We start from the raw sequence: 18,531 nt of genomic DNA on the forward strand, positions 1-18,531 counted from the left end.
GCGGGAGACGACCGGGACGACCAGGGGGACGGAAGAAACATGTGCGGCGAGACGTCCGGCGGGGCCGGCGAGTGAGGCTCCTGCACACCTCCGACTGGCATCTCGGCCGGTCCTTCCACCGCGTGAACCTGCTCGGGGCCCAGGCCGACTTCATCGACCACCTGGTCGAGACCGTCCGCGAGCAGGAGGTCGACGCCGTCCTCGTCGCCGGCGACGTCTACGACCGGGCCGTGCCCCCGCTGCCCGCCGTCGAGCTCTACGACCGGGCCCTGCACCGGCTCGCCGACCTCGGCGTGCCCACCGTGATGATCTCCGGGAACCACGACTCCGCCCGCCGGCTCGGCGTCGGCGCCGGGCTCATCGGCCGGGCCGGGATCCACCTGCGGACCGACCCCGAGGGCTGCGCCGACCCCGTGGTGCTGGCCGACGCACACGGTGACGTGGCGCTGTACGGACTGCCGTACCTGGAGCCCGCCCTGGTGAAGGACAGGTTCGGCGCGCAGAAGGTGAGCCACGAGGCCGTGCTGGGCGCGGCCATGGACCTGGTCCGGGCCGATCTCGCCGCCCGCGCCCCCGGCACCCGCTCCGTCGTCCTCGCCCACGCCTTCGTCACCGGCGGGCTGGCCAGCGACAGCGAGCGCGACATCGCCGTGGGCGGGGTCGAGGCCGTGCCGGCCGCCGTCTTCGACGGGGTGGACTACGCCGCCCTCGGCCACCTCCACGGCTGCCAGACGATCAACGAACGGGTCCGTTACTCCGGTTCCCCGCTCGCCTACTCCTTCTCAGAGGCCGACCACCGCAAGAGCATGTGGCTGGTCGACCTCGGCCCGGACGGCGAGATCACCGCCGAGCGCATCGACACCCCCGTGCCGCGGCCGCTCGCCCGGATCCGGGGGCGGCTCGAGGACCTGCTCGAGGAGGCGTCGTTCGCCGCGTACGAGGGCTCCTGGATCGAGGCCACCCTCACCGACCCGGTCCGGCCCGAGGACCCCATGGCCCGGCTCGCCGCCCGCTTCCCGCACACCCTCAGCCTCGCCTTCGAGCCCGAGGGCCGCGAGGACGACGGCGGGGCCTCGTACGCCCAGCGGCTCAAGGGGCGCAGCGACCAGGAGATCGCCGAGGACTTCGTCGCCCACGTGCGGGGCGGCGGCGCCGCCGACGAGGCCGAACGGGCCGTGCTGCAGGCCGCCTTCGAGGACGTACGGACGGGCGACGGCCGGCAGGAGACCCACCGATGAGGTTGCACCGGCTCAGGATCACCGCCTTCGGCCCCTTCGCCGAACCCCAGGAGATCGACTTCGACGCGCTCTCCGGAGCAGGGATCTTCCTGCTCCACGGGCCCACCGGCGCAGGGAAGACCTCCGTCCTCGACGCCGTCTGCTACGCCCTGTACGGATCGGTGCCCGGCCCCCGCCAGGCCCCCGGCACCAGCCTGCGCAGCGATCACGCCGACGCCGGGACGCCCACCGAGGTCACCCTCGAACTCACCGCGGGCGGGCGGCGCCTGGAGATCACCCGGCGTCCCGAGCAGGACCGGCCGAAGAAGCGCGGCACCGGCACCACCAAGGACAAGGCGCAGAGCTGGCTGCGCGAGTACGACGGGGAACGGTGGCAGGCGCTCAGCCGTTCCCACCAGGAGATCGGCGAGGAGATCGAGCAGCTGCTCGGCATGAGCCGCGAGCAGTTCTGCCAGGTCGTGCTGTTGCCGCAGGGCGAGTTCGCCAAGTTCCTGCGGGCCGACGAGGCGGCGCGGGGCCGGCTGCTGGGCCGGCTCTTCGACACCCGGCGCTTCGCCGCCGTCGAGACCCTGCTCGCAGAGCGCCGCCGCGACGCCGAGGCCAAGGTGCGCTCCGGCGACGAGAAGGTGCTCGGTACCGCCCAGCGGCTCGCCCAGGCCGCCGGGGACAGCCCCGATCTGCGGGCCTGGCCGCTGCCCGGGCACCAGCCCGGCGATCCCGGGCTGGCCGGGGCGATCCGGGCCTGGGCGGCCGTAGCGCGCTGTGCGGCCCGGGAGCGGCTGACCGTCGCCGAGTACGCGCTGGCCGCCGTCGAGGGCCGGCACGCCGCCGCCCGGCGGGCCGCCGAGGAGGCGCGGGAGCTCGACCGCCTCCAGCGCCGGCACGCCGAGACGGCCCGCCGGGCCGCCCTGCTCGCCGAGGCAGAGCCCGAGCGGGACCGGGTCCGCGCCCTGCTGGACCGGGCCCGCCGGGGCGCCCTGGTGGCCCCCGCCCTGGAACTGCGCGGAGCCGCGTCCGCGGCGCACCTGTCCGCCGCCCACGCGGAGGCGGCTGCCCGCGCGGAACTCCCGCCGGCCCTCGCCGAGGCGGGCACCGAGCAGCTGTCCACCGTGGAGCAGCGGCTGCGCGAGGACCTCGGCGCGCTCGGCGCCGCCCAGCGGTCCGAGCAGCGCAGCGCCGAGATCGGCCGCGAGCGGGCCACCTTGGAGCGGGAGGCCCGCGACGCCGAGGAGCAGCTGCGGGAGTCCGCCGACTGGCTCGTCCGCTGGGAGGCCACCCGGACCGTGCTGGCGGAGCGGGTGGACACCGCCCAGCAGGCCGCGACGCTGGCCGAGCAGCTCGCGGGGCGGCTGGAGCCGGCCCGGATGCACCTGACCGCCGCCCGGCGCCGGGACGAGCTGGATGCCACCGCGGAGCGCGCCGAGGGCGAGCTGCTCTCCGTGCGCGAGGAGTCGACCGCCGCCCGGGAGCGCTGGCTGGAGCTCAAGGAGACCCGGCTGCGCGGGATCGCCGCCGAGCTCGCCGAGGCGCTGGTGGCGGGGGAGGCGTGCACGGTGTGCGGATCGGCGGAGCACCCGGCTCCGGCGCGCCCGGCCCCCGGGCACGTGGACCGGGCCGCCGAGGACGCCGCCCACGCCGGCTACGAGCAGGCCGAGCAGCGCCGGGCCGCCGTCGAGCGGAAACTCGCAGCCGTCCAGGAGGCCCGGGCCGAGGCCGCCGCGGCCGCCGGGGAGGCCACCACCGGGGAGCTCCTCGAGCTGACCTCGGACCTGAGCTCCCGGCACGCCGCCGCCCATGCCGCGGCGGCCGGACTGCACGCCGCCCGGGAACGGCTGGCCCGCGCCGAGCGCGAGCACACCGTGCGCAGCTCCGACCGGCTGGACGCGGAGCGCCGCTCCGCGGCCCGGGCCACCCTGCGCGACTCGCTGGACCAGGAACAGGCCAAGCTGGAGGCCGAGCTGGCCCTCGTTCGGGGGGACGCGCCCACGGTCGCCGCGCGCGCCCGGCTCCTGGAGGAGCGGGTCCGGATGGTCACCAGGGCGGCCGCCACGCTGCGCCGGGCCGAGGACACCGCGGCGCGGCTGAAGGAGGCCGACGCCCAGCTCGCCGACGCCGCCTTCAAGGCCGGGTTCGACACCGTCGAGGCCGCCGCCGACGCGGTGCTCCCGGACTACGAACGCACCGCGCTCCAGCGGAGGCTGGACACCTGGCAGGCGGAGGAGGCCATGCTGGCGGACCGCCTCGGCGAGACCGACACCGTCGCCGCCGCGACGCTGCCCCCGGCCGCGCCGGATGCCGCCGAGGCGTACGAAGCCCGGGCGGCGGCGAAGCTTCGTACGGCAGGGTCCGCCGTGGATGCGGCCCGGGTCCGCTGCGCCGAGCTGGACCGGCTCTCCCGGCAGGCGGAGCAGGAGCTGCGCGCGCTCGGTCCGCTGCGCGAGGCGTACGACCGCGTGGCCCGGCTGGCCGGACTGACCGCCGGCACCTCCGCCGACAACGAGCGCAAGATGCGGCTGGAGGCGTACGTCCTGGCCGCCCGGCTGGAGCAGGTCGCGGCCGCCGCGACGGTGCGGCTGCTGCGGATGTCCGGCGGCCGCTACACGCTCGTCCACTCCGACGCCAAGGCGAGCGGACGCGGTCGTTCCGGCCTCGGGCTGCACGTGGTGGACGCGTGGACCGGCAGCGAGCGGGACACCGCCACGCTGTCGGGCGGCGAGACCTTCTTCGCCTCGCTCGCCCTGGCCCTCGGCCTGGCCGACGTGGTCACCGACGAGGCGGGCGGCATGCGCCTGGACACCCTCTTCATCGACGAGGGCTTCGGCAGCCTCGACGACCAGGCGCTGGACGAGGTGCTCGACGTCCTGGACTCGCTGCGCGAACGGGACCGCAGCGTCGGCATCGTGAGCCACGTCGCCGACCTGCGGACCCGGGTGCAGGCCCAGCTGGAGATCGTCAAACAGCGCGGCGGCTCCGTGGTGCGCCACCGCACCGCGGCCCTCACGGACTGAGCGGGCGGCGGGACAGCGGCGAGGAGTACACGATGCTGGTGGTGACGGCGCCGAGGCCCGCGATCCGGCCCGCGACCTCCTCCAGATTCCCCATCGAGCGGGCGGCGACCTTGAGCACGAAGCAGTCGTCGCCCGTGACGTGATGGGCCTCCAGGATCTCCGGGGTGGCCTCCAACAGGTCGTGGAACGGCTTGTAGTTGCCGTGCGGATAGCGCAGCCGGACCAGCGCCAGGATGGACTTGCCCAGCTTCTCCGGGTCCACCACGGCGGTGTAGCCGGTGATCACGCCCGCCTCCTCCAGGCGGCGCACCCGCTCGGTGACCGCACTCGCGGACATGGAGACGGCGCGCGCGAGCTCGGCGAAGCTGGCCCGGCCGTCCTCCTGGAGGGCGGTCAGGATGCGCCAGTCGGTGGCGTCAGGGGAATAGTCGGTCATGGAGCAGATGTAGCAGGGGAATCCCCGGCCGAACAAGAGGAAGGCCGGGGAAAGGCACTTCCCGAGTTGATCACCGGCTCGTAGATTCTGAGCCATGACGACGACACAGCACACCGACGCCCCGGCCGCCTCCCCCGCTCCCGCCGCCAACCCCGTGCTCCGGGTGCCCCCGGCGGCCCCGGCCGCGGCCGCCGCCTACTTCGCCGCGAGCCTCGCCTTCCACGCGGACGTGTCCGATGTCGCCGCCGCCTTCAGGGCGCACCGCGAGCAGGGCGCCGAGCTCGGCTTCCAGCTGGTCGACTCCCGCTCCACCCCGGCCTGGGACCAGGCGCACGTGCCCGGCGCGATCCACCTGCCGACCGCCCTCATCCCCGGGCAGGCCGAGCAGCTCCTCGACAAGAGCCTTCCCGTGGTCACGTACTGCTGGGGCCCCGGCTGCAACGGAGGCGCCCGGTCCGCCCTCGCCCTGGCCCAGCTCGGCTTCCAGGTCAAGGAGATGCTCGGCGGCATCGAGTACTGGATCCGCGAGGGCTTCGAGGTCGAGACCTGGCAGGGCAGCCAGCAGCGCGCCGAGGCGGACCCGCTGACCGCGCCGACCGACTCCGACGACTGCGGCTGCTGACCCGCCGATCCCGCGCCGGAACGCCGAACGGGCCGCCCGCTCCCTCGCAGGGGGAGCGGGCGGCCCGCGTCGCACGACGGCAGACGGCAGACGGCAGACGGCTGACTGCCGTCTGCCGTCTGCCGTCGGTCAGAGCTTCGACAGCTCGTCCACCAGGTCGTCGAGGCCCAGCGAGCCCTGCGACAGCGCCGCCATGTGCCACGCCTTCAGGTCGAAGGAGTCGCCGTGCGCGGCGCGGGCGTTGTCCCGCCCGAGCAGCCAGGCCCGCTCGCCCAGCTTGTAGCCGATCGCCTGCCCCGGCATCGACAGGTAGCGGGTCAGCTCGCTCTCGATGAAGTCCGCCGGCCGGCCGTTGTGCAGGCCGAAGAACTCCTGCGCCAGGTCCACCGTCCAGCGCTCGCCCGGGTGGAACGGCGAATCCGCCGGGATCTCCAGGCCCAGGTGCATGCCGATGTCCACGATGACCCGCGCGGCGCGCATCATCTGGCAGTCCAGGTAGCCCAGGCGCTGCTCGGCGTCCTTGAGGTAGCCCAGCTCGTCCATCAGGCGCTCCGCGTACAGCGCCCAGCCCTCGACGTTGGCGCTGACGAGGCCGACGCTGGCCTGGTAGCGGGAGAGCTGGTCCGCGACGTGCGTCCACTGCGCGAGCTGGAGGTGGTGGCCCGGGACGCCCTCGTGGTACCAGGTGGAGACCAGGTCGTACACCGGGAAGCGGGTCTGGCCCATCGTCGGCAGCCAGGTGCGCCCCGGGCGCGAGAAGTCCTCCGAGGGGTTGGTGTAGTACGGGGCCGCCGCGCCGCCCGGCGGGGCGATCATGGACTCCACCCGCTTCACGCGCTCGGCGAGCTCGAAGTGCGTGCCGTCGAGGTTCTCGATGGCCTCGTCCATGATGCCCTGCAGCCAGGCCTGGACCTCCTCGACGCCCTCGATGTGGGTGCCGTGCTCGTCGAGGTGCTTCAGCGCCTCCCAAGGGCCGACGCCCGGCAGGATCTTGGCCGCCTCGGCCTTCATCTCGGCGAGGAGGCGGTGGTATTCCGACCAGCCGTAGGCGTAGGCCTCGTCCAGGTCCAAGTCCGTGCCGTTGAAGTACCGCGACCAGCGGGCGTAGCGCTCGCGGCCCACCGGGTCCGGGGCGCCGGCGACGGCGGGTGCGTACACGTCGCGCATCCAGTCGCGGAGCTCGGCGAGGGCCTCGGTCGCTCCGGCGGCCGCCTCCTCCAGCCCGGAGCGCAGCGACTCCGGGCCGCGGGACGCGAATTCGCCGAAGAAGCTCTCGCCGTCACCGTCCTCGCCCACCCAGGTGGTGAGCTGGCCGATGAAGGTCCCGGTGGCGCGCGGGCCCCCGTACAGGCCGCGGTCCAGGCCGAGTCCGAGGCTCTCGCGGTAGCCGGCGAGGGCGGCGGGAACCGCCCGCAGCCGCTCGGCGATCGCCGCCCAGTCCTCTTCCGTGTCGGCCGGAGTGAGGGTGAAGACGTCGCGGACGGAGTGCGCGGGCGAGTGGATGTTGCTGACGGCCCGCAGGTCCTCGTCCGCCTCGTACACGGCGAGTTCGGCGGTGAGGCGCTCGCGCAGCAGGCGGGCGCAGCGGCGCTCGGCGTCGCTGTCCGCGCCGGGCAGCCGCTCGGCGGCGTCGAGGCGGGCGAGGGTGGAGCGGGACAGGTCGGCGGCGGCCGCACGGCCCGCCGGGGAGAAGTCCGGGAGCCGGCTGGAGCTCGCGGCGACACCGAGATAGGTGCCCGTGATCGGATCGATGGCGATGAGGTCGTCGACGTATGCGTCGGCGACCTGGCGGGGCAGCCGGGAGGCGCTGTCGCTGCGAAGGGTCTCTGACATGCGGCCATCTTCGTACGGCGGACCGCCCCGCGTCATCACCGTTCGCTTTCAGCCTGCTGACGTGCGCGGGAGCGGCGGACCGACCCCTGCTCCCGCACCGCCGAGCGGGTCCGGCCGGGGGCGACTTCGCGCCACCCGGCCGGATCCCACGGGCTCGGGCTCAGCGGGGGTGGTTCTGCGGGCGCTGCGCGCGGGGCAGTTCGTACGGGACGCGGGAGACGGCCGGCGCGGCGTCCAGCCGGGCCGTGATCACCAGCGTGCCCTCCTCGATCTGGTAGTCGAGCGGGAGCCCGAGGCCGCGCATGGCCGCGACCATGCCGGTGTTGGCGGCCTGGGTGACGGCGTACACGCTGTCGCAGCCGGTCTCCACGGCCATCGCGATCAGGCGGCGCAGCAGTTCGGAGCCGATGCCGCGGCGCTGCCAGTCGTCCTCGATCAGGAGCGCGACCTCGGTCTCGTCGCCGTCCCACAGCAGGTGGCCGAGGGCGACGAGCTTGCCGGAGGCCGTGGTGGCGGCGAGGGTGCGGCCGAAGCGGGGGCTCAGCAGGTGGCCGAGGTAGCGGTCGGCGTCGGCGACGGGCCCGTGGTAGCGCAGGCCCAGGGTGCGCTCGGAGCAGCGGTCGTGCATCGCGCGGGCGTCGGCCAGGTCGGAGCCGTCGGCGCGGCGCACGGTGATCTCGTTGCCCTCGGGCAGGGTCAGCACGTCCTGGCTGCGCGGGACGCGCGGCCCGAGCCGGGTGTCGAGCTCGACGAGCGCCCGGGCCCGGGCGAACTCGGTCGGGGTGAAGGGCAGGTAGGGGCGCTCCACGGTGATGGCTCCGCCGGAGGGGTCGCGCAGCCGCATCACCGTCGACTCCAGGACGCCCTCGACCGGGGCGTGGGCGGCCGCGTTGGGGCGGCCGGAGAGGGTGGTGGCCGGGATCGAGTGGATGGTGCAGCGGCCGAGCAGCTGGCGCAGCGCGAGGGGCAGCTCGGCGGCGTCCAGGGCGGTGCGGGTGGCCAGGCCCAGGACGCGGGTCGGGGTGTCGACCAGGTCGTGCGCGTCGGCGCGCTCGATCCAGGTGCTGTGGCCGCCTGCGCCGGCGATGGCACGCGAGAGGTCGGCGGCTGCCACCTGCTGCGGGGAGCGCAGCAGGAACTCGTCGACGGTGCCGCCCTCGGGGAGCGGGTGGGTCTGCAGGGTCAGGATGTCGACGCCGTGGTGGGCGAGCGCGGTGCACACGGCGGCGAGGCTGCCGGGCTCGTCCCGTACGGTCGTCCGCATCCGCCACAGCGAGGTGGTGGCGCCGGTCGCGGTCTGCGACGCGGACTGCGGCGCGGCCCCGGACTCCGCCCCGGCCCGGACCGCGCCGGGGGCGGTATCGGACGGCGCCGTACTGAGCGGCGGCGGCGCATGGCTGTGGCGGCGTGCCCACCAGGTGTGGAACGCCGCCGTGACCAGGAGTGCGACGGCCGACGCGACGAGCAGGACCGGGCCCTTCGGGCCGTGCACGACGAGATTGGCGATGCCGTCGGCGACCGCGACGGCGCAGAACAGCGCGGCCAGTTCGACGATGTCGCGGCGCCAGTGGTGGCGGTGGTGGCGGTGTGCGGGGGTGTGGATGCGTTCAGTCATGCATGCCACTGTGGCGCAGGGGTGTTGCGTGATCACGAACGATCTGTGACCGACTGGTTAAGTGTCCGTCTGGCCGATTTCGCCCTGTTTTCCGGCGGGATTCCGGATCCGCGATCTGGGATCCGGGATCCGCGATCCCGCAGGCCCCCGGGCCTGCGCTCCTGCCCGCATTCCTACTGGCCCACGCGCCCGGGCTGGAGCGTCGTGGTGAAGAGTACGCCGCCGCCCTGGCGGCGCAACCTGACGGTGAGCTCCCCGCACTCGCCGTCGATGCCGACCTCCCCGTAGTACGGGGGGTTCTCGGACGGTGACATGTTGGCGAGCGGGGCCGATTGGACGTACGCGGTCTCGGGCCCGAACGTGGCGTCCAGCTTCCCGGCGGGGAACCCGCCCGCGCCGACGGGACCGGAGACGAACTCCCAGAACGGTGCGAAGTCGGTGAAGGCGGCCCGCTCGGGGGCGTAGTGGTTCGCAGCGGTGTAGTGGACGTCGGCGGTGAGCCAGAGGGTGCCCGTGATGCGCTGGTGCTTGATGTGGCGCAGGAGTTCGGCGATCTGCAGCTCGCGGCCGAGCGGGGCGCCCGGGTCTCCCTGGGCGACGGCCTCGAAGTTCGCGGCCCCGTCGGGTACGACGATGCCCAGCGGCATGTCGGCGGCGATGACCTTCCACGTGGCGCGGGAGCGCGACAGCTCGCGCTTGATCCAGGACAGCTGCTCCTGGCCGAGGATTCCGATCGGGTCCACGGTCTGGCGGCCGGGGGAGTTGGCGTCGCGGTAGGTGCGCATGTCGAGGACGAAGACGTCGAGCAGCGGCCCGTACCGCATCACCCGGTACATCCGGCCCTCGGCGCGCCCGCCGCGGAGGTCGGTGACGGGGAAGTACTCGCCGAAGGCCTGGCGGGCGCGGCCGGCGAGCGTGTCGACGTCCCGCACGGTGTAACGGGGGTCGTCGATCACCTGGCCGGGGTACCAGTTGTTGCGCACCTCGTGGTCGTCCCACTGGGCGAGGACCGGCACCTGGGCGTTGAAGTCGCGCAGGTTGCGGTCGAGCAGGTTATAGCGGAAGTTCCCGCGGAACTCGTCGAGGGTCTCGGCGACCTTCGCCTTCTCCTCGGTGGTGATGTTGCGCCAGATGCTGCCGTCGCGCAGCGGGACGGCGGCCTGGATCGGCCCGTCGGCGTAGATCGTGTCCCCGCTGAAGAGGAAGAAGTCGGGGTCGCGCTGCCGCATCTCGTCGAAGATGCGGTAGCCGCCGAGGTCGGGGTTGATGCCCCAGCCCTGGCCCGCGAGGTCGCCCGACCACACGAAGCGCACGTCGTGGCGGCGAGAGACGGGGGAGGTCCGGAAGGTGCCGCGGACCGGCTCTCCGGCGCGGCGCGGGTCGTCGGGGTCGGCCAGGATCACCCGGTAGTGGATCTGCTGCCCGGGCGGGAGGTCGCGCAGGGTGGTGGTGCCGGTGAAGTCGGTGGCGGGGCCCAGGAACGGACCCCCGTGGCGCCGGACGCCGTAGCGGAACGACTCGCTCGGGGAGGTCTCGACGTACATCCGCGCCGGCCGGTCGGAGCGCGTCCAGACGGTGGCCGAGTGCGCGGTGATCTCACCGGACTGGGTGCCCCACGGCGCGCTCGGGCGCCCGGAACGGGTGAACGCCGGGGCGCCGACGGGCGCGGCCAGCGCGGGCGCGGCCAGCGCGCCGGACAGGGCGAGGCCCACCGGCACGGCGAGTGAACCGCCGAGCAGGGAACGTCGGGAGTGCGGAATCGGTGCCATCGGAGCGTCTCCAGAGGCCGGCGGGGACGGGTCGGACCAGTGTGCCGCCGCACACCGGCCCGCCCGCGTCGCGCAACCGAACCGTGGATGAACAGCCGTCAGCCGCTCAGCCCGTCTGGCCGGTTGTGGCGCGCACCGTGTCCAGAACCACACGGGAGACCATCGCCGGATCGTCGTTCATCGGGACGTGCCCGCATCCGCGGAGCCGGATCAGCCGGGCGTCGGGCACCGCGTGCTTGGCGCGTACGCCCTGGCGCGGCAGGAGCAGCCGGTCGCGGGAGCCCCAGGCGATGGTGACCGGCAGGCCGGGCACGTCCGAGGTGAACCGTACGGAGCGCCCCGCGGCCAGGGTCTCGTCGAAGCCGGTGGCCTCGCGCAGGGCGAGCGTCTCGGCGACCACGGCCTGCGGTGAACGGCGGGCCGGGTGGGCGTAGATGGTGCCGGTGAGCGCGGCCCGGCCGGCGGCGCTGCGCGAGAGCCGCTCCAGGGTGGAGTGGGGCAGCGTGAGGGCGCCGACGCGCATCGCGCGGAGCGTGGCGAAGGCGTACTTGCGCTCGGCCTCGGTCCAGAAACCGGCGGGGGAGAGCGCGGTGACCGAGCGGACCAGGTTCCTGCGGCCCATCTCGAGCGCGAGGAGGCCGCCGAGCGAGTTGCCGACGACGTGCGGGCGTTCGACGCCGAGCGCCGAGCAGAGCGCGCCGAGCGCGGGGACGAAGGTTCCGAGGTCGTACGCAACCCCCTCGGGCAGCGGCTCGGAGACGCCGAAGCCGGGCAGGTCGACGGCGATCACGTCGTGCTCGGCGGCCAGGATGTCGGTCACCGGGTGCCAGGCCTGGAGGTGGTGGCCGATGCCGTGCAGCAGGAGAAGCGGTGCCCCGGCGCCCTTGCGCTCGTAGGCGACGGTGGCGGTGCGGGGGCCCAGCGGCGATTCGATCGGGAAGGAGACCGTTGCGGTCATGCTGCTCCTCGTCGGGTGGACGCGTGTGAGACAGGCTGTCAGTAATGACTAACGCCATGATTACCGCCCGGTAGCCCGGTGGGACAAGCCTTCCGCGAATGTCCGCGTGCGTGTCGGTGTGCGTGTCGGCGCGACGGTCGTCGTGCCGGCCGTTGCGACGGTCGGAGTGCCGGTCGGAGCGAGCGAGAACATCGCATGAACGGCTTGATACGTATGCCCGATCTGCCCGGTAAAGGGGTGAGGATTGGTCTTGACCAAGGGGGTGTGCCGTCCTATCGTCGCAGGGATAGTGCAGGAACCTTTAATAAACAAGGGCGCGGAACTGCCGCTGGAACACGGCGATTGCAGCGATGGCAGGAGGAGTCAGGGTGGGGACCACGCAGCTCGAAACGGTGCCGGAGCCGAAGTACTGGCACCTCAAGACCGTCCTCAGCGAGGCGCTCGACCGCGACTTCTCCGTGGGCGAGGTCCTGCCGAACGAGCGTGAGCTCGCCGCCCGCTTCGGAGTCGCCCGCGCGACCCTGCGGCAGGCCCTGGAACAGCTCGAACTCGAAGGCCGCCTGCAGCGCCGCCGCGGCGTCGGCACCACCGTCGCCCCGCCGCGGGTCGGCGTGGCCGTCGGCAGCACGGGGCACAGCTGGCCCGGCGAGAGCGCCGACGGCTGGGAGATCGTGGACGTGGCCGAGGCCGTCCTGCCCTCCGCCGCCGTCCTGAAGCTCCTCGGCGGCGCCGCCGACCAGCCCGTGCACACCGTGCGCCGGACCCGGGTCTCCCACGGCCAGCCCGTCGCCGCCGAGCTGCTGTACGTGCCGGCCGCCTCCGTGCCCGGCCTCTCCGCCATCGACGCACCGGCCGGCCCCGCCCGGGCCCGTGCCGTGCTGCGCGAGCTCCAGCGGCTCGCCCTGGACGGCCAGGACCGCTCGGTGGAGCTCGGCTCGGCGCGCGCCGACGACGCCAAGGAACTCGACCGGCTGCCGGGCGCCCCGGTGCTCGTGGTCACCACCCGCTACATCACCGCCGCGGGAACGGCCGCCGTCTCGGTCGCCACGTACCGCGCGGACACCTGCCGCCTGACGTTCGGCGACACGGGAGACGTGGAGATCACCCACGAAGCCCGCGTCGCCTCCTGACCCCCGCGCCCTGCCCGAACCCGAACGGCCCTGCCCGGAACCCACCGGCACAGGGCCGTTCGGCGTCCCCGGCCCACCGCATCCCCCCGGACGCGGACCGATACCCCGCCGCCCGCCGCGCCGAGCCGCGGACCGGGAGCCCGGGGTCGGGGACCGGAGCCCGCCGGTCGGATCCCGGGGAACGGATCCCGCGGACGGGAGCCCGGGGACCTGAGCCCGCCGGTCGGAGCCCGGGGGCGGCGGCCGGGGAACGGAGCCCGGGGACCGCGGACCGGAGCCCGGGGACCTGAGCCCGCGAACGGGAGCCCGGGGAACGGATCCCGCGGACGGGAGCCCGCGGACCTGAGCCCGCGGACCTGAGCCCGCTGGTCGGAGCCCGCCGGTCGGAGCCCGGGGACGGCGGCCGGGGAACGGATCCCGGGGACCGGAGCGAGCGGACGGGAGCCCGCGGACGGGAGCCCGCGGACCGGAGCCCGGGGGTCGGTGGCCGGGGGGGCGTGCGGCGGCGCCGGGCCCCGGCCCCGGCAGTCGGCCGGGTCGCGGTTAGCGGCGGCGGGTCGTGACCGTCTTCTCCACCGCGAAGAGCTCTTCCTCCACGTGGTCCAGCGCCAAGCGCAGGGCTCCCGTGGCCACCGCGGCCTCGCCGAGCAGGGACTGCGCCACGCGCGGAGGGCGCAGGCAGTAGCGCTCCAGCTCCCGGCGCAGGGGATCCAGCACCCCGTTCAGCCCGGCCGCCCAGCCGCCGACCACGACCAGCTCCGGATCCATGGCCAGCACCAGCGCCGCCACGTCGTGCACCAGACGCTGGATGAAGCGCTCCACCGCGGCCACCGCCTGCTCGTCGCCCCGCTTGGCCATGGCGAACACCTCGGCCACCGCCTGCTCGTCCAGCGGATGCAGCGGTTCGCCGGTCGTGGACAGCAGCTTTTCGGGCGTGACGTCGCGGCCCAGCAGATGCAGCGCACCGATCTCGCCGGCCGCCCCGCCGAACCCGCGGTGCAGCCTGCCCCCGATCAGGGAACCCGCCCCGGGGCTGAGCCCCGCCATCACGAACACCATGTCGTCGGTGTCCTGCGCCGCGCCCTTCCAGTGCTCGGCGACCGCGGCCGCATTGGCGTCGTTCTCCACCTGGACCGGACAGCGGAACGAGCGCCGCAGCCGCTCGCCGAGCGGCAGCCCGGTCCAGCCGGGCAGGGCCGTGCCGAGGCGTACGGTGCCGTCCGCCTCCACGATGCCGGGGCTGCCGACGCCGACCGCCCGGAGGGAATCGCGCGGTACGCCGGCCCGCCGCAGCAGATCGGCCACCGCCGCCCGCACCCGCTCGAGCCGCTCGTCGGCGGAGGCCGTCTCGGCGACCTCCTTGGTGCCGGCGCCGATCACCCGCCCGTCCAGCCCGGACAGCAGCACCGCGATCCGGTGCGAGCCGATCTCGATGCCGAGGAGGTGCCCCGCCTCGGCCCGGAACCGGTAGCGCCTGGCAGGCCGCCCCTGGCGTCGCGCACCCTCCTCCGCGCCCGCCTCGACGACCAGCCCGGTCCCGACCAGCCCTTCGACCACGCCTTCGACGGTCGGCCGGGACAGCCCGGTCACCCGAGTGAGGTCGGTGAGTGTCGGCGATTCCGCCGCCCGCAGCGCACGCAGCACCACGGCCGAATTGATCCGCCGGAGCAGAGAGGGATCCCCGCCGGTCAGCTGCCCCAACGTGTGTCCTCCCAGCTAGCGAGCTTGTCTGCCGGATCGTACTGCGCCCCCGGGGCCGGGGCGAGAACCAGCCCCCCATCGGCCGGAACCGGCTGTTCCCTTCGAGCCGGTGAGGCTCACGCCGGGGCGACGAATCCCGACTCGTACGCCGCGATCACGGCCTGGGTCCGGTCCCGAGCCCCCAGCTTGCCCAGAATCGCGCTCACATGGGACTTCACCGTCTCCGTGCCGACGATCAGCTCGCGTGCGATCTCGACGTTCGTCAGCCCTCGCGCCATCAGCCGCAGCACCGCCTCCTCCCGCTCGGTCAGCGCAGCCCGCTCCAACGCTGCCCGCGCCTGCCGGTTCCCGTACTCCGCTGCGAGAGCCCGCACGGCCGCGGGGAACAGCAGCGTCTCGCCCTCCGCCACGAGCCGCACCGCGTGCACGATCTCGGAGGGCCGGGCCCGCTTCAGCAGGAACCCGTCCGCCCCGGCCCGCAGGGCCTGGTACACGTACTCGTCGTTCTCGAAGGTGGTCACCACGAGGATCTTCGGCGGGGAGTCCACCGTGCGCAGCACCGCCCTGGTCGCCTCGATCCCGTCGAGGAGCGGCATCCGCACATCCATCGCCACCACGTCCGGCCTCAGCTGCCGGACGAGTGGGACGACAGAGGCGCCGTCGGCCGCCTCACCCACCACTTCGATGTCCGACTGGGCCTCCAGGACGGCACGCAGACCCGCACGCACCAGGGGTTCGTCATCGACGAGCAGAACGGTAACCGGCATCCGGTCAGCGTATTCGCTCCAGTGGAAGCCGGGCGCGCACTCTCCAACCGCCCTCGAACGGCCCCGTCTCGGCCTCCCCGCCGAGCAGTGCGGCCCGCTCCCGCATCCCGCGCAGCCCGCTGCCCCTGCCGGGGATGAAGGCGGGCCCCTCCGGCAGCGGGTTCGTCACCTCCATGTCCAGCCTGCCGACGGCCATTTCCACCCGGACCCGGACCGGCACCGGACCGCAGTGCCGCAACACGTTCGTGAGCGCCTCCTGCAGGATCCGGTAGGCCTCCCGGGTGACCGGGCCCGGCAACTGTTCCAGCCGCCCGGTCAGTTGCGCGTCCACCTCCGCCCCCGAGGCCCGCGCCGACTCCAGCAGCCGGTCGGCCTCCGCCAGTGTCGGCCGCTGCGAGGCGGGCTGCGGGGACTCCCGCAGGACCAGCAGGACCCGTTCCAGATCCTCCAGCGCGACCCGGCCCGTCTCCTCGATCGCGCCCAGAGCCCGGTCCGTGAACTCCGCGTTCCCGGCGGCCCGGGCCGCACCTGCCTGCAACACGGCAACCGTCAGGGCGTGTCCGATCGAATCGTGCAGCTCCCGCGCGATGCGGGTCCGCTCCAACAGCTGCTCGGTGCGGGCCTCCAGGGCGGTGAGCCGCTCGGCCGCCGAAGGCCCCAGCAGTCGGCGGGCGACCGCGGTGACCAGCTCGCCCAGCAGCACGACTATGACGATGAGAAGGGCCGGCGGCACCGGAACGAGCAAGGCGGCGGCCCAGCGCGGCGGAGCGAAGGGGATCATGAGTTCCGAGTCGAGCGGGTGTCCGAGGGCCGCCGCGATCAGTTCGACCGTCACCAGCGGGAGCCATACGGTCGCGGCCATGGCGGCGAGCGCGATGACGAGCCGTGCCTCGAGCCACATCAGCGTCCGCCACCTGTCGCCCCACCGTGCCGACGGCGCGGCACTGATGCCGCTGTCGGGGGCGCCGCGGCCGTGCGGCGTGAGCAGGAACTGCGCCTGCAGCCCTTCCGCCAGCCGCACCCAGGGCACCAGGCCGAACGGTATGACGATGACCAACGGCATCCACGGCCACGCAGGCTTTATGAACATCCACAGCGCCAGCAGCAGCATGGGCACGCACAGGTGCAACCAGCGTGAGTAGGTCACCGGTTGGAGCGGAGCACGGAGCAGTCGGTACATGCCCCCATCGTGGCAGCGCGCGGCCCGCTGCCGTCTCCCCCACGTGGGGGAGACGGCACCCTCGCACGGGGGAGGGAAGGGGGTGGGTCGGGCGGCGAGTCTTGAGCCATGAACAGCATCGAGATCCGAGAACTGACCAAGGAATACGGCCGCACCCGGGCCGTGGACCGCCTCACCTTCGACGTACTGCCCGGGCGGGTCACCGGATTCCTCGGCCCCAACGGAGCCGGGAAGTCCACCACGATGCGCCTGCTGCTCGGCCTGGACCGGATCACATCCGGAACGGCCACCATCGGCGGCGCGCGGTTCACCGACTTCCCCGACCCGCTCCACCGGGTCGGCGCACTCCTGGACGCGCAGGCGGCCCACGGCGGGCGCACCGCCCGGGACCACCTCCGCTTCCTCGCCGCCGCCAACCGCATCCCCGTGCGCCGGGTCGAAGAGGTACTGGAGCAGGCCGGCGTCGCCTCGGCGGCCGGGCGGCGGATCAAGACGTTCTCGCTCGGCATGCGCCAACGCCTCGGGATCGCCGCCGCCCTGCTGGGCGATCCCGCGGTACTGCTGCTGGACGAGCCGACCAACGGCCTCGACCCCGAAGGCATCATCTGGATCCGCGAGCTGATGCGGAGTCTCGCCGCCGAGGGCCGTACGGTGCTCGTCTCCAGCCATCTGATGTCCGAGACCGCGGCGCTCGCCGACCACCTGGTCGTGCTCGGCCAGGGCAGGCTGCTGGCCGACTCCTCCATGGAGGAGTTCATCGAGGCCCGCAGCACCCCCAAGGTGCGCCTGCGTACCTCCGACCCGGTCCGGCTACGGGCGGCCCTGGCCCGGGACGGCTTCGCCATGGCGAGAGCCGATGACGTGCGCTGGACCGTCGACGGCATACGGGCCGAGCAGCTCGGCGGCATCGCAGCCCGCGAGGGCATCCCCGTGCTGGAACTCTCCGACGAACGCGCCTCGCTGGAGCAGGCCTACCTCGACCTCACGGCCGATCACGCCCAGTTCACCGCCACCCACTGACTTCCCCTGACACAGGAGGCCTCGCCATGAGCACTGCTCTGCCCACCGTTCCCGTCCTGCACTCGGAATGGATCAAGATACGTTCCCTCCGCGGCTCCCTCGGGGCGCTGATCGCCGTCCTCGCCGTGACAGTGGGGATCCAGGTGCTGGCGGCCGCGGCGACAGGCCAGGCCGAAGCCGGCAGCACGGGGGACGATCCGCTCCTCGGGGCCTTCTACGGCATCAACTTCGGCCAGATAGCGGCCTTCGCCTTCGGGGCGAGCGCGCTGTCCGCCGAGTTCCACAACGGCGCGCTGCGCACCTCGCTGACCGCGGTGCCGGACCGTACCCGCTTCTATCTGTCGAAGATCGTTGTCGTGGGCGTACTCGCCTTCGTGGTCGGCCAGGCGACCGGCCTTCTCACCTTCGTCCTCGGCCAGGCGGCGATGGGCCGCCACGCGCTCTCGCTGGGGGATCCGGGCGTCCTGCGCGCCGTGTTCGGCAGCGGTGTGTACCTCACGCTCATGGCTCTGTTCGCGGCTGGACTGACGGCGGTGCTGCGCAGTGCGGCGGTCGTGCTGAGCGTGCTCATACCCTTCGTCGTCATGGCTCCGTTCATCATCGGCCAGGCCGCCGGCGGTGCGGCCGAGTTCCTGCCGGACCAGGCGGGGCAACTCGTCTTGCACGCGGACTCCGCCGGTCGGCTGGGTCCCTGGAGCGGCCTCGGCGTGCTGGCGCTGTGGGCGCTGGCCGCGGTGGCCGGCGGCTGGACGGCGGTGGGCCGGCGGGATGCGTGACGCCGCGCCAGTTGTCAGTGGGCCCCGGGATACTGACGGCATGACCACGGCAGAGCATCTCGACACGATCGACCGGCTCCGGACGCGTGACTTCCCCGAAGTCCGGGGCAGGTCCGAAGTGGGCACCAGCGGGCCCGGCTACCACCTCGCCGAGCTCGGCGGGAGCCGGTGGTACGGGGACGAGGACGCGGCCGACCGCCTGGCACACGAGGACCAGGTGGCCGCCGAGTACGAGGCCCTGACCCAGCGGCTGGAGGAGCGGTGGGGCAAGCCCGACCGGTTCACGCTCGACAGCCTGAAGCTGCGGACGGAGTCCGGGGAGGTGGCGCAGCCGTGGCAGGAGATCGGCGACACGAGCGACCACCTGCACCTGTGGCGGGCCGGGGACCGCTGGGTCGCGGTCTACGAGGCCCGGTGGGGGGCCGACCACTCACCGCAGCTCATGGCCGCGGTGACCGTGATCGACCCGCCCTAGGGC

The 18,531-nt window shown here is 74.0% G+C and carries 15 protein-coding genes; 7 read left to right on the top strand and 8 right to left on the bottom strand.

The window, feature by feature from the left end:
• The first annotated feature begins 71 nt into the window (after positions 1–71).
• Together ACFYXK_RS11885 and ACFYXK_RS11890 are read left to right on the top strand one after the other, a co-directional pair.
• Entirely contained in the window at positions 72–1,238 is a 1,167-nt protein-coding gene (locus tag ACFYXK_RS11885; RefSeq protein WP_389411004.1) for an exonuclease SbcCD subunit D, read from the top strand.
• On the top strand, positions 1,235–4,246 hold the full coding sequence (locus tag ACFYXK_RS11890; RefSeq protein WP_389411005.1) for an AAA family ATPase: 3,012 nt from the start codon (positions 1,235–1,237) through the stop codon (positions 4,244–4,246). The genes ACFYXK_RS11885 and ACFYXK_RS11890 overlap by 4 nt, the downstream gene beginning before the upstream one ends.
• On the opposite strand, the gene ACFYXK_RS11895 is transcribed toward ACFYXK_RS11890, so the two are convergent.
• Positions 4,236–4,682, bottom strand: a complete 447-nt coding sequence (locus ACFYXK_RS11895) for an Lrp/AsnC family transcriptional regulator (protein ID WP_030300211.1) — start codon at positions 4,680–4,682, stop codon at positions 4,236–4,238. The genes ACFYXK_RS11890 and ACFYXK_RS11895 overlap by 11 nt on opposite strands.
• A gap of 94 nt (positions 4,683–4,776) precedes the next feature.
• Between ACFYXK_RS11895 and ACFYXK_RS11900 the strand changes: the two genes are divergently transcribed.
• On the top strand, positions 4,777–5,304 hold the full coding sequence (locus ACFYXK_RS11900) for a rhodanese-like domain-containing protein (RefSeq protein WP_389411006.1): 528 nt from the start codon (positions 4,777–4,779) through the stop codon (positions 5,302–5,304).
• Positions 5,305–5,433: 129 nt separating this feature from the next.
• On the opposite strand, the gene ACFYXK_RS11905 is transcribed toward ACFYXK_RS11900, so the two are convergent.
• The 4 genes from ACFYXK_RS11905 to ACFYXK_RS11920 form a co-directional block, all read right to left on the bottom strand.
• Positions 5,434–7,137 (bottom strand): DUF885 domain-containing protein, encoded by a 1,704-nt coding sequence (locus tag ACFYXK_RS11905; protein WP_389411007.1) that lies wholly within the window; start codon positions 7,135–7,137, stop codon positions 5,434–5,436.
• Between the two features lie 160 nt (positions 7,138–7,297).
• Positions 7,298–8,752, bottom strand: coding sequence for a GNAT family N-acetyltransferase (locus ACFYXK_RS11910; RefSeq protein WP_389411008.1), 1,455 nt, complete (start codon positions 8,750–8,752; stop codon positions 7,298–7,300).
• Between the two features lie 173 nt (positions 8,753–8,925).
• On the bottom strand, positions 8,926–10,521 hold the full coding sequence (locus ACFYXK_RS11915; protein WP_389411009.1) for an alkaline phosphatase D family protein: 1,596 nt from the start codon (positions 10,519–10,521) through the stop codon (positions 8,926–8,928).
• A 106-nt stretch (positions 10,522–10,627) separates the two neighbouring features.
• Positions 10,628–11,479: an alpha/beta fold hydrolase gene (locus tag ACFYXK_RS11920; RefSeq protein ID WP_389411010.1), complete on the bottom strand. Its 852-nt coding sequence runs from the start codon at positions 11,477–11,479 to the stop codon at positions 10,628–10,630.
• Between the two features lie 368 nt (positions 11,480–11,847).
• On the opposite strand from ACFYXK_RS11920, the gene ACFYXK_RS11925 reads away from it, so the two are divergent.
• On the top strand, positions 11,848–12,609 hold the full coding sequence (locus ACFYXK_RS11925; RefSeq protein WP_389411011.1) for a GntR family transcriptional regulator: 762 nt from the start codon (positions 11,848–11,850) through the stop codon (positions 12,607–12,609).
• Positions 12,610–13,152: 543 nt separating this feature from the next.
• Here ACFYXK_RS11925 and ACFYXK_RS11930 read toward each other — a convergent pair.
• The 3 genes from ACFYXK_RS11930 to ACFYXK_RS11940 all read right to left on the bottom strand — a co-directional run bounded on the left by ACFYXK_RS11930 (position 13,153) and on the right by ACFYXK_RS11940 (position 16,257).
• Positions 13,153–14,310, bottom strand: coding sequence for an ROK family transcriptional regulator (locus tag ACFYXK_RS11930; RefSeq protein WP_389411012.1), 1,158 nt, complete (start codon positions 14,308–14,310; stop codon positions 13,153–13,155).
• A gap of 116 nt (positions 14,311–14,426) precedes the next feature.
• On the bottom strand, positions 14,427–15,077 hold the full coding sequence (locus ACFYXK_RS11935) for a response regulator (RefSeq protein WP_383519265.1): 651 nt from the start codon (positions 15,075–15,077) through the stop codon (positions 14,427–14,429).
• A 4-nt stretch (positions 15,078–15,081) separates the two neighbouring features.
• Positions 15,082–16,257, bottom strand: a complete 1,176-nt coding sequence (locus ACFYXK_RS11940; RefSeq protein WP_389411013.1) for a sensor histidine kinase — start codon at positions 16,255–16,257, stop codon at positions 15,082–15,084.
• Positions 16,258–16,365: 108 nt separating this feature from the next.
• Between ACFYXK_RS11940 and ACFYXK_RS11945 the strand changes: the two genes are divergently transcribed.
• From ACFYXK_RS11945 to ACFYXK_RS11955, 3 genes are read left to right on the top strand one after another with little or no spacing between them, the layout of a single operon-like run.
• Positions 16,366–17,277, top strand: coding sequence for an ABC transporter ATP-binding protein (locus ACFYXK_RS11945; protein ID WP_389411014.1), 912 nt, complete (start codon positions 16,366–16,368; stop codon positions 17,275–17,277).
• A gap of 26 nt (positions 17,278–17,303) precedes the next feature.
• Positions 17,304–18,053: an ABC transporter permease gene (locus ACFYXK_RS11950; protein WP_389411015.1), complete on the top strand. Its 750-nt coding sequence runs from the start codon at positions 17,304–17,306 to the stop codon at positions 18,051–18,053.
• Positions 18,054–18,093: 40 nt separating this feature from the next.
• On the top strand, positions 18,094–18,528 hold the full coding sequence (locus tag ACFYXK_RS11955) for a hypothetical protein (protein WP_389411016.1): 435 nt from the start codon (positions 18,094–18,096) through the stop codon (positions 18,526–18,528).
• Positions 18,529–18,531: the final 3 nt, after the last annotated feature.

The sequence above is a fragment of the Streptomyces sp. NPDC002209 genome (genome assembly GCF_042890265.1).
In the GTDB taxonomy this organism is placed as follows: domain Bacteria; phylum Actinomycetota; class Actinomycetes; order Streptomycetales; family Streptomycetaceae; genus Streptomyces.

Coding starts and splice junctions, on each gene's coding strand:
- ACFYXK_RS11890 (WP_389411005.1), top strand. CDS start 1,235: ATGAGGTTGCACCGGCTCAGGATCACCGCCTTCGGCCCCTTCGCCGAA.
- ACFYXK_RS11895 (WP_030300211.1), bottom strand. CDS start 4,682: ATGACCGACTATTCCCCTGACGCCACCGACTGGCGCATCCTGACCGCC.
- ACFYXK_RS11900 (WP_389411006.1), top strand. CDS start 4,777: ATGACGACGACACAGCACACCGACGCCCCGGCCGCCTCCCCCGCTCCC.
- ACFYXK_RS11905 (WP_389411007.1), bottom strand. CDS start 7,137: ATGTCAGAGACCCTTCGCAGCGACAGCGCCTCCCGGCTGCCCCGCCAG.
- ACFYXK_RS11910 (WP_389411008.1), bottom strand. CDS start 8,752: ATGACTGAACGCATCCACACCCCCGCACACCGCCACCACCGCCACCAC.
- ACFYXK_RS11915 (WP_389411009.1), bottom strand. CDS start 10,521: ATGGCACCGATTCCGCACTCCCGACGTTCCCTGCTCGGCGGTTCACTC.
- ACFYXK_RS11920 (WP_389411010.1), bottom strand. CDS start 11,479: ATGACCGCAACGGTCTCCTTCCCGATCGAATCGCCGCTGGGCCCCCGC.
- ACFYXK_RS11935 (WP_383519265.1), bottom strand. CDS start 15,077: ATGCCGGTTACCGTTCTGCTCGTCGATGACGAACCCCTGGTGCGTGCG.
- ACFYXK_RS11940 (WP_389411013.1), bottom strand. CDS start 16,257: ATGTACCGACTGCTCCGTGCTCCGCTCCAACCGGTGACCTACTCACGC.
- ACFYXK_RS11945 (WP_389411014.1), top strand. CDS start 16,366: ATGAACAGCATCGAGATCCGAGAACTGACCAAGGAATACGGCCGCACC.
- ACFYXK_RS11950 (WP_389411015.1), top strand. CDS start 17,304: ATGAGCACTGCTCTGCCCACCGTTCCCGTCCTGCACTCGGAATGGATC.
- ACFYXK_RS11955 (WP_389411016.1), top strand. CDS start 18,094: ATGACCACGGCAGAGCATCTCGACACGATCGACCGGCTCCGGACGCGT.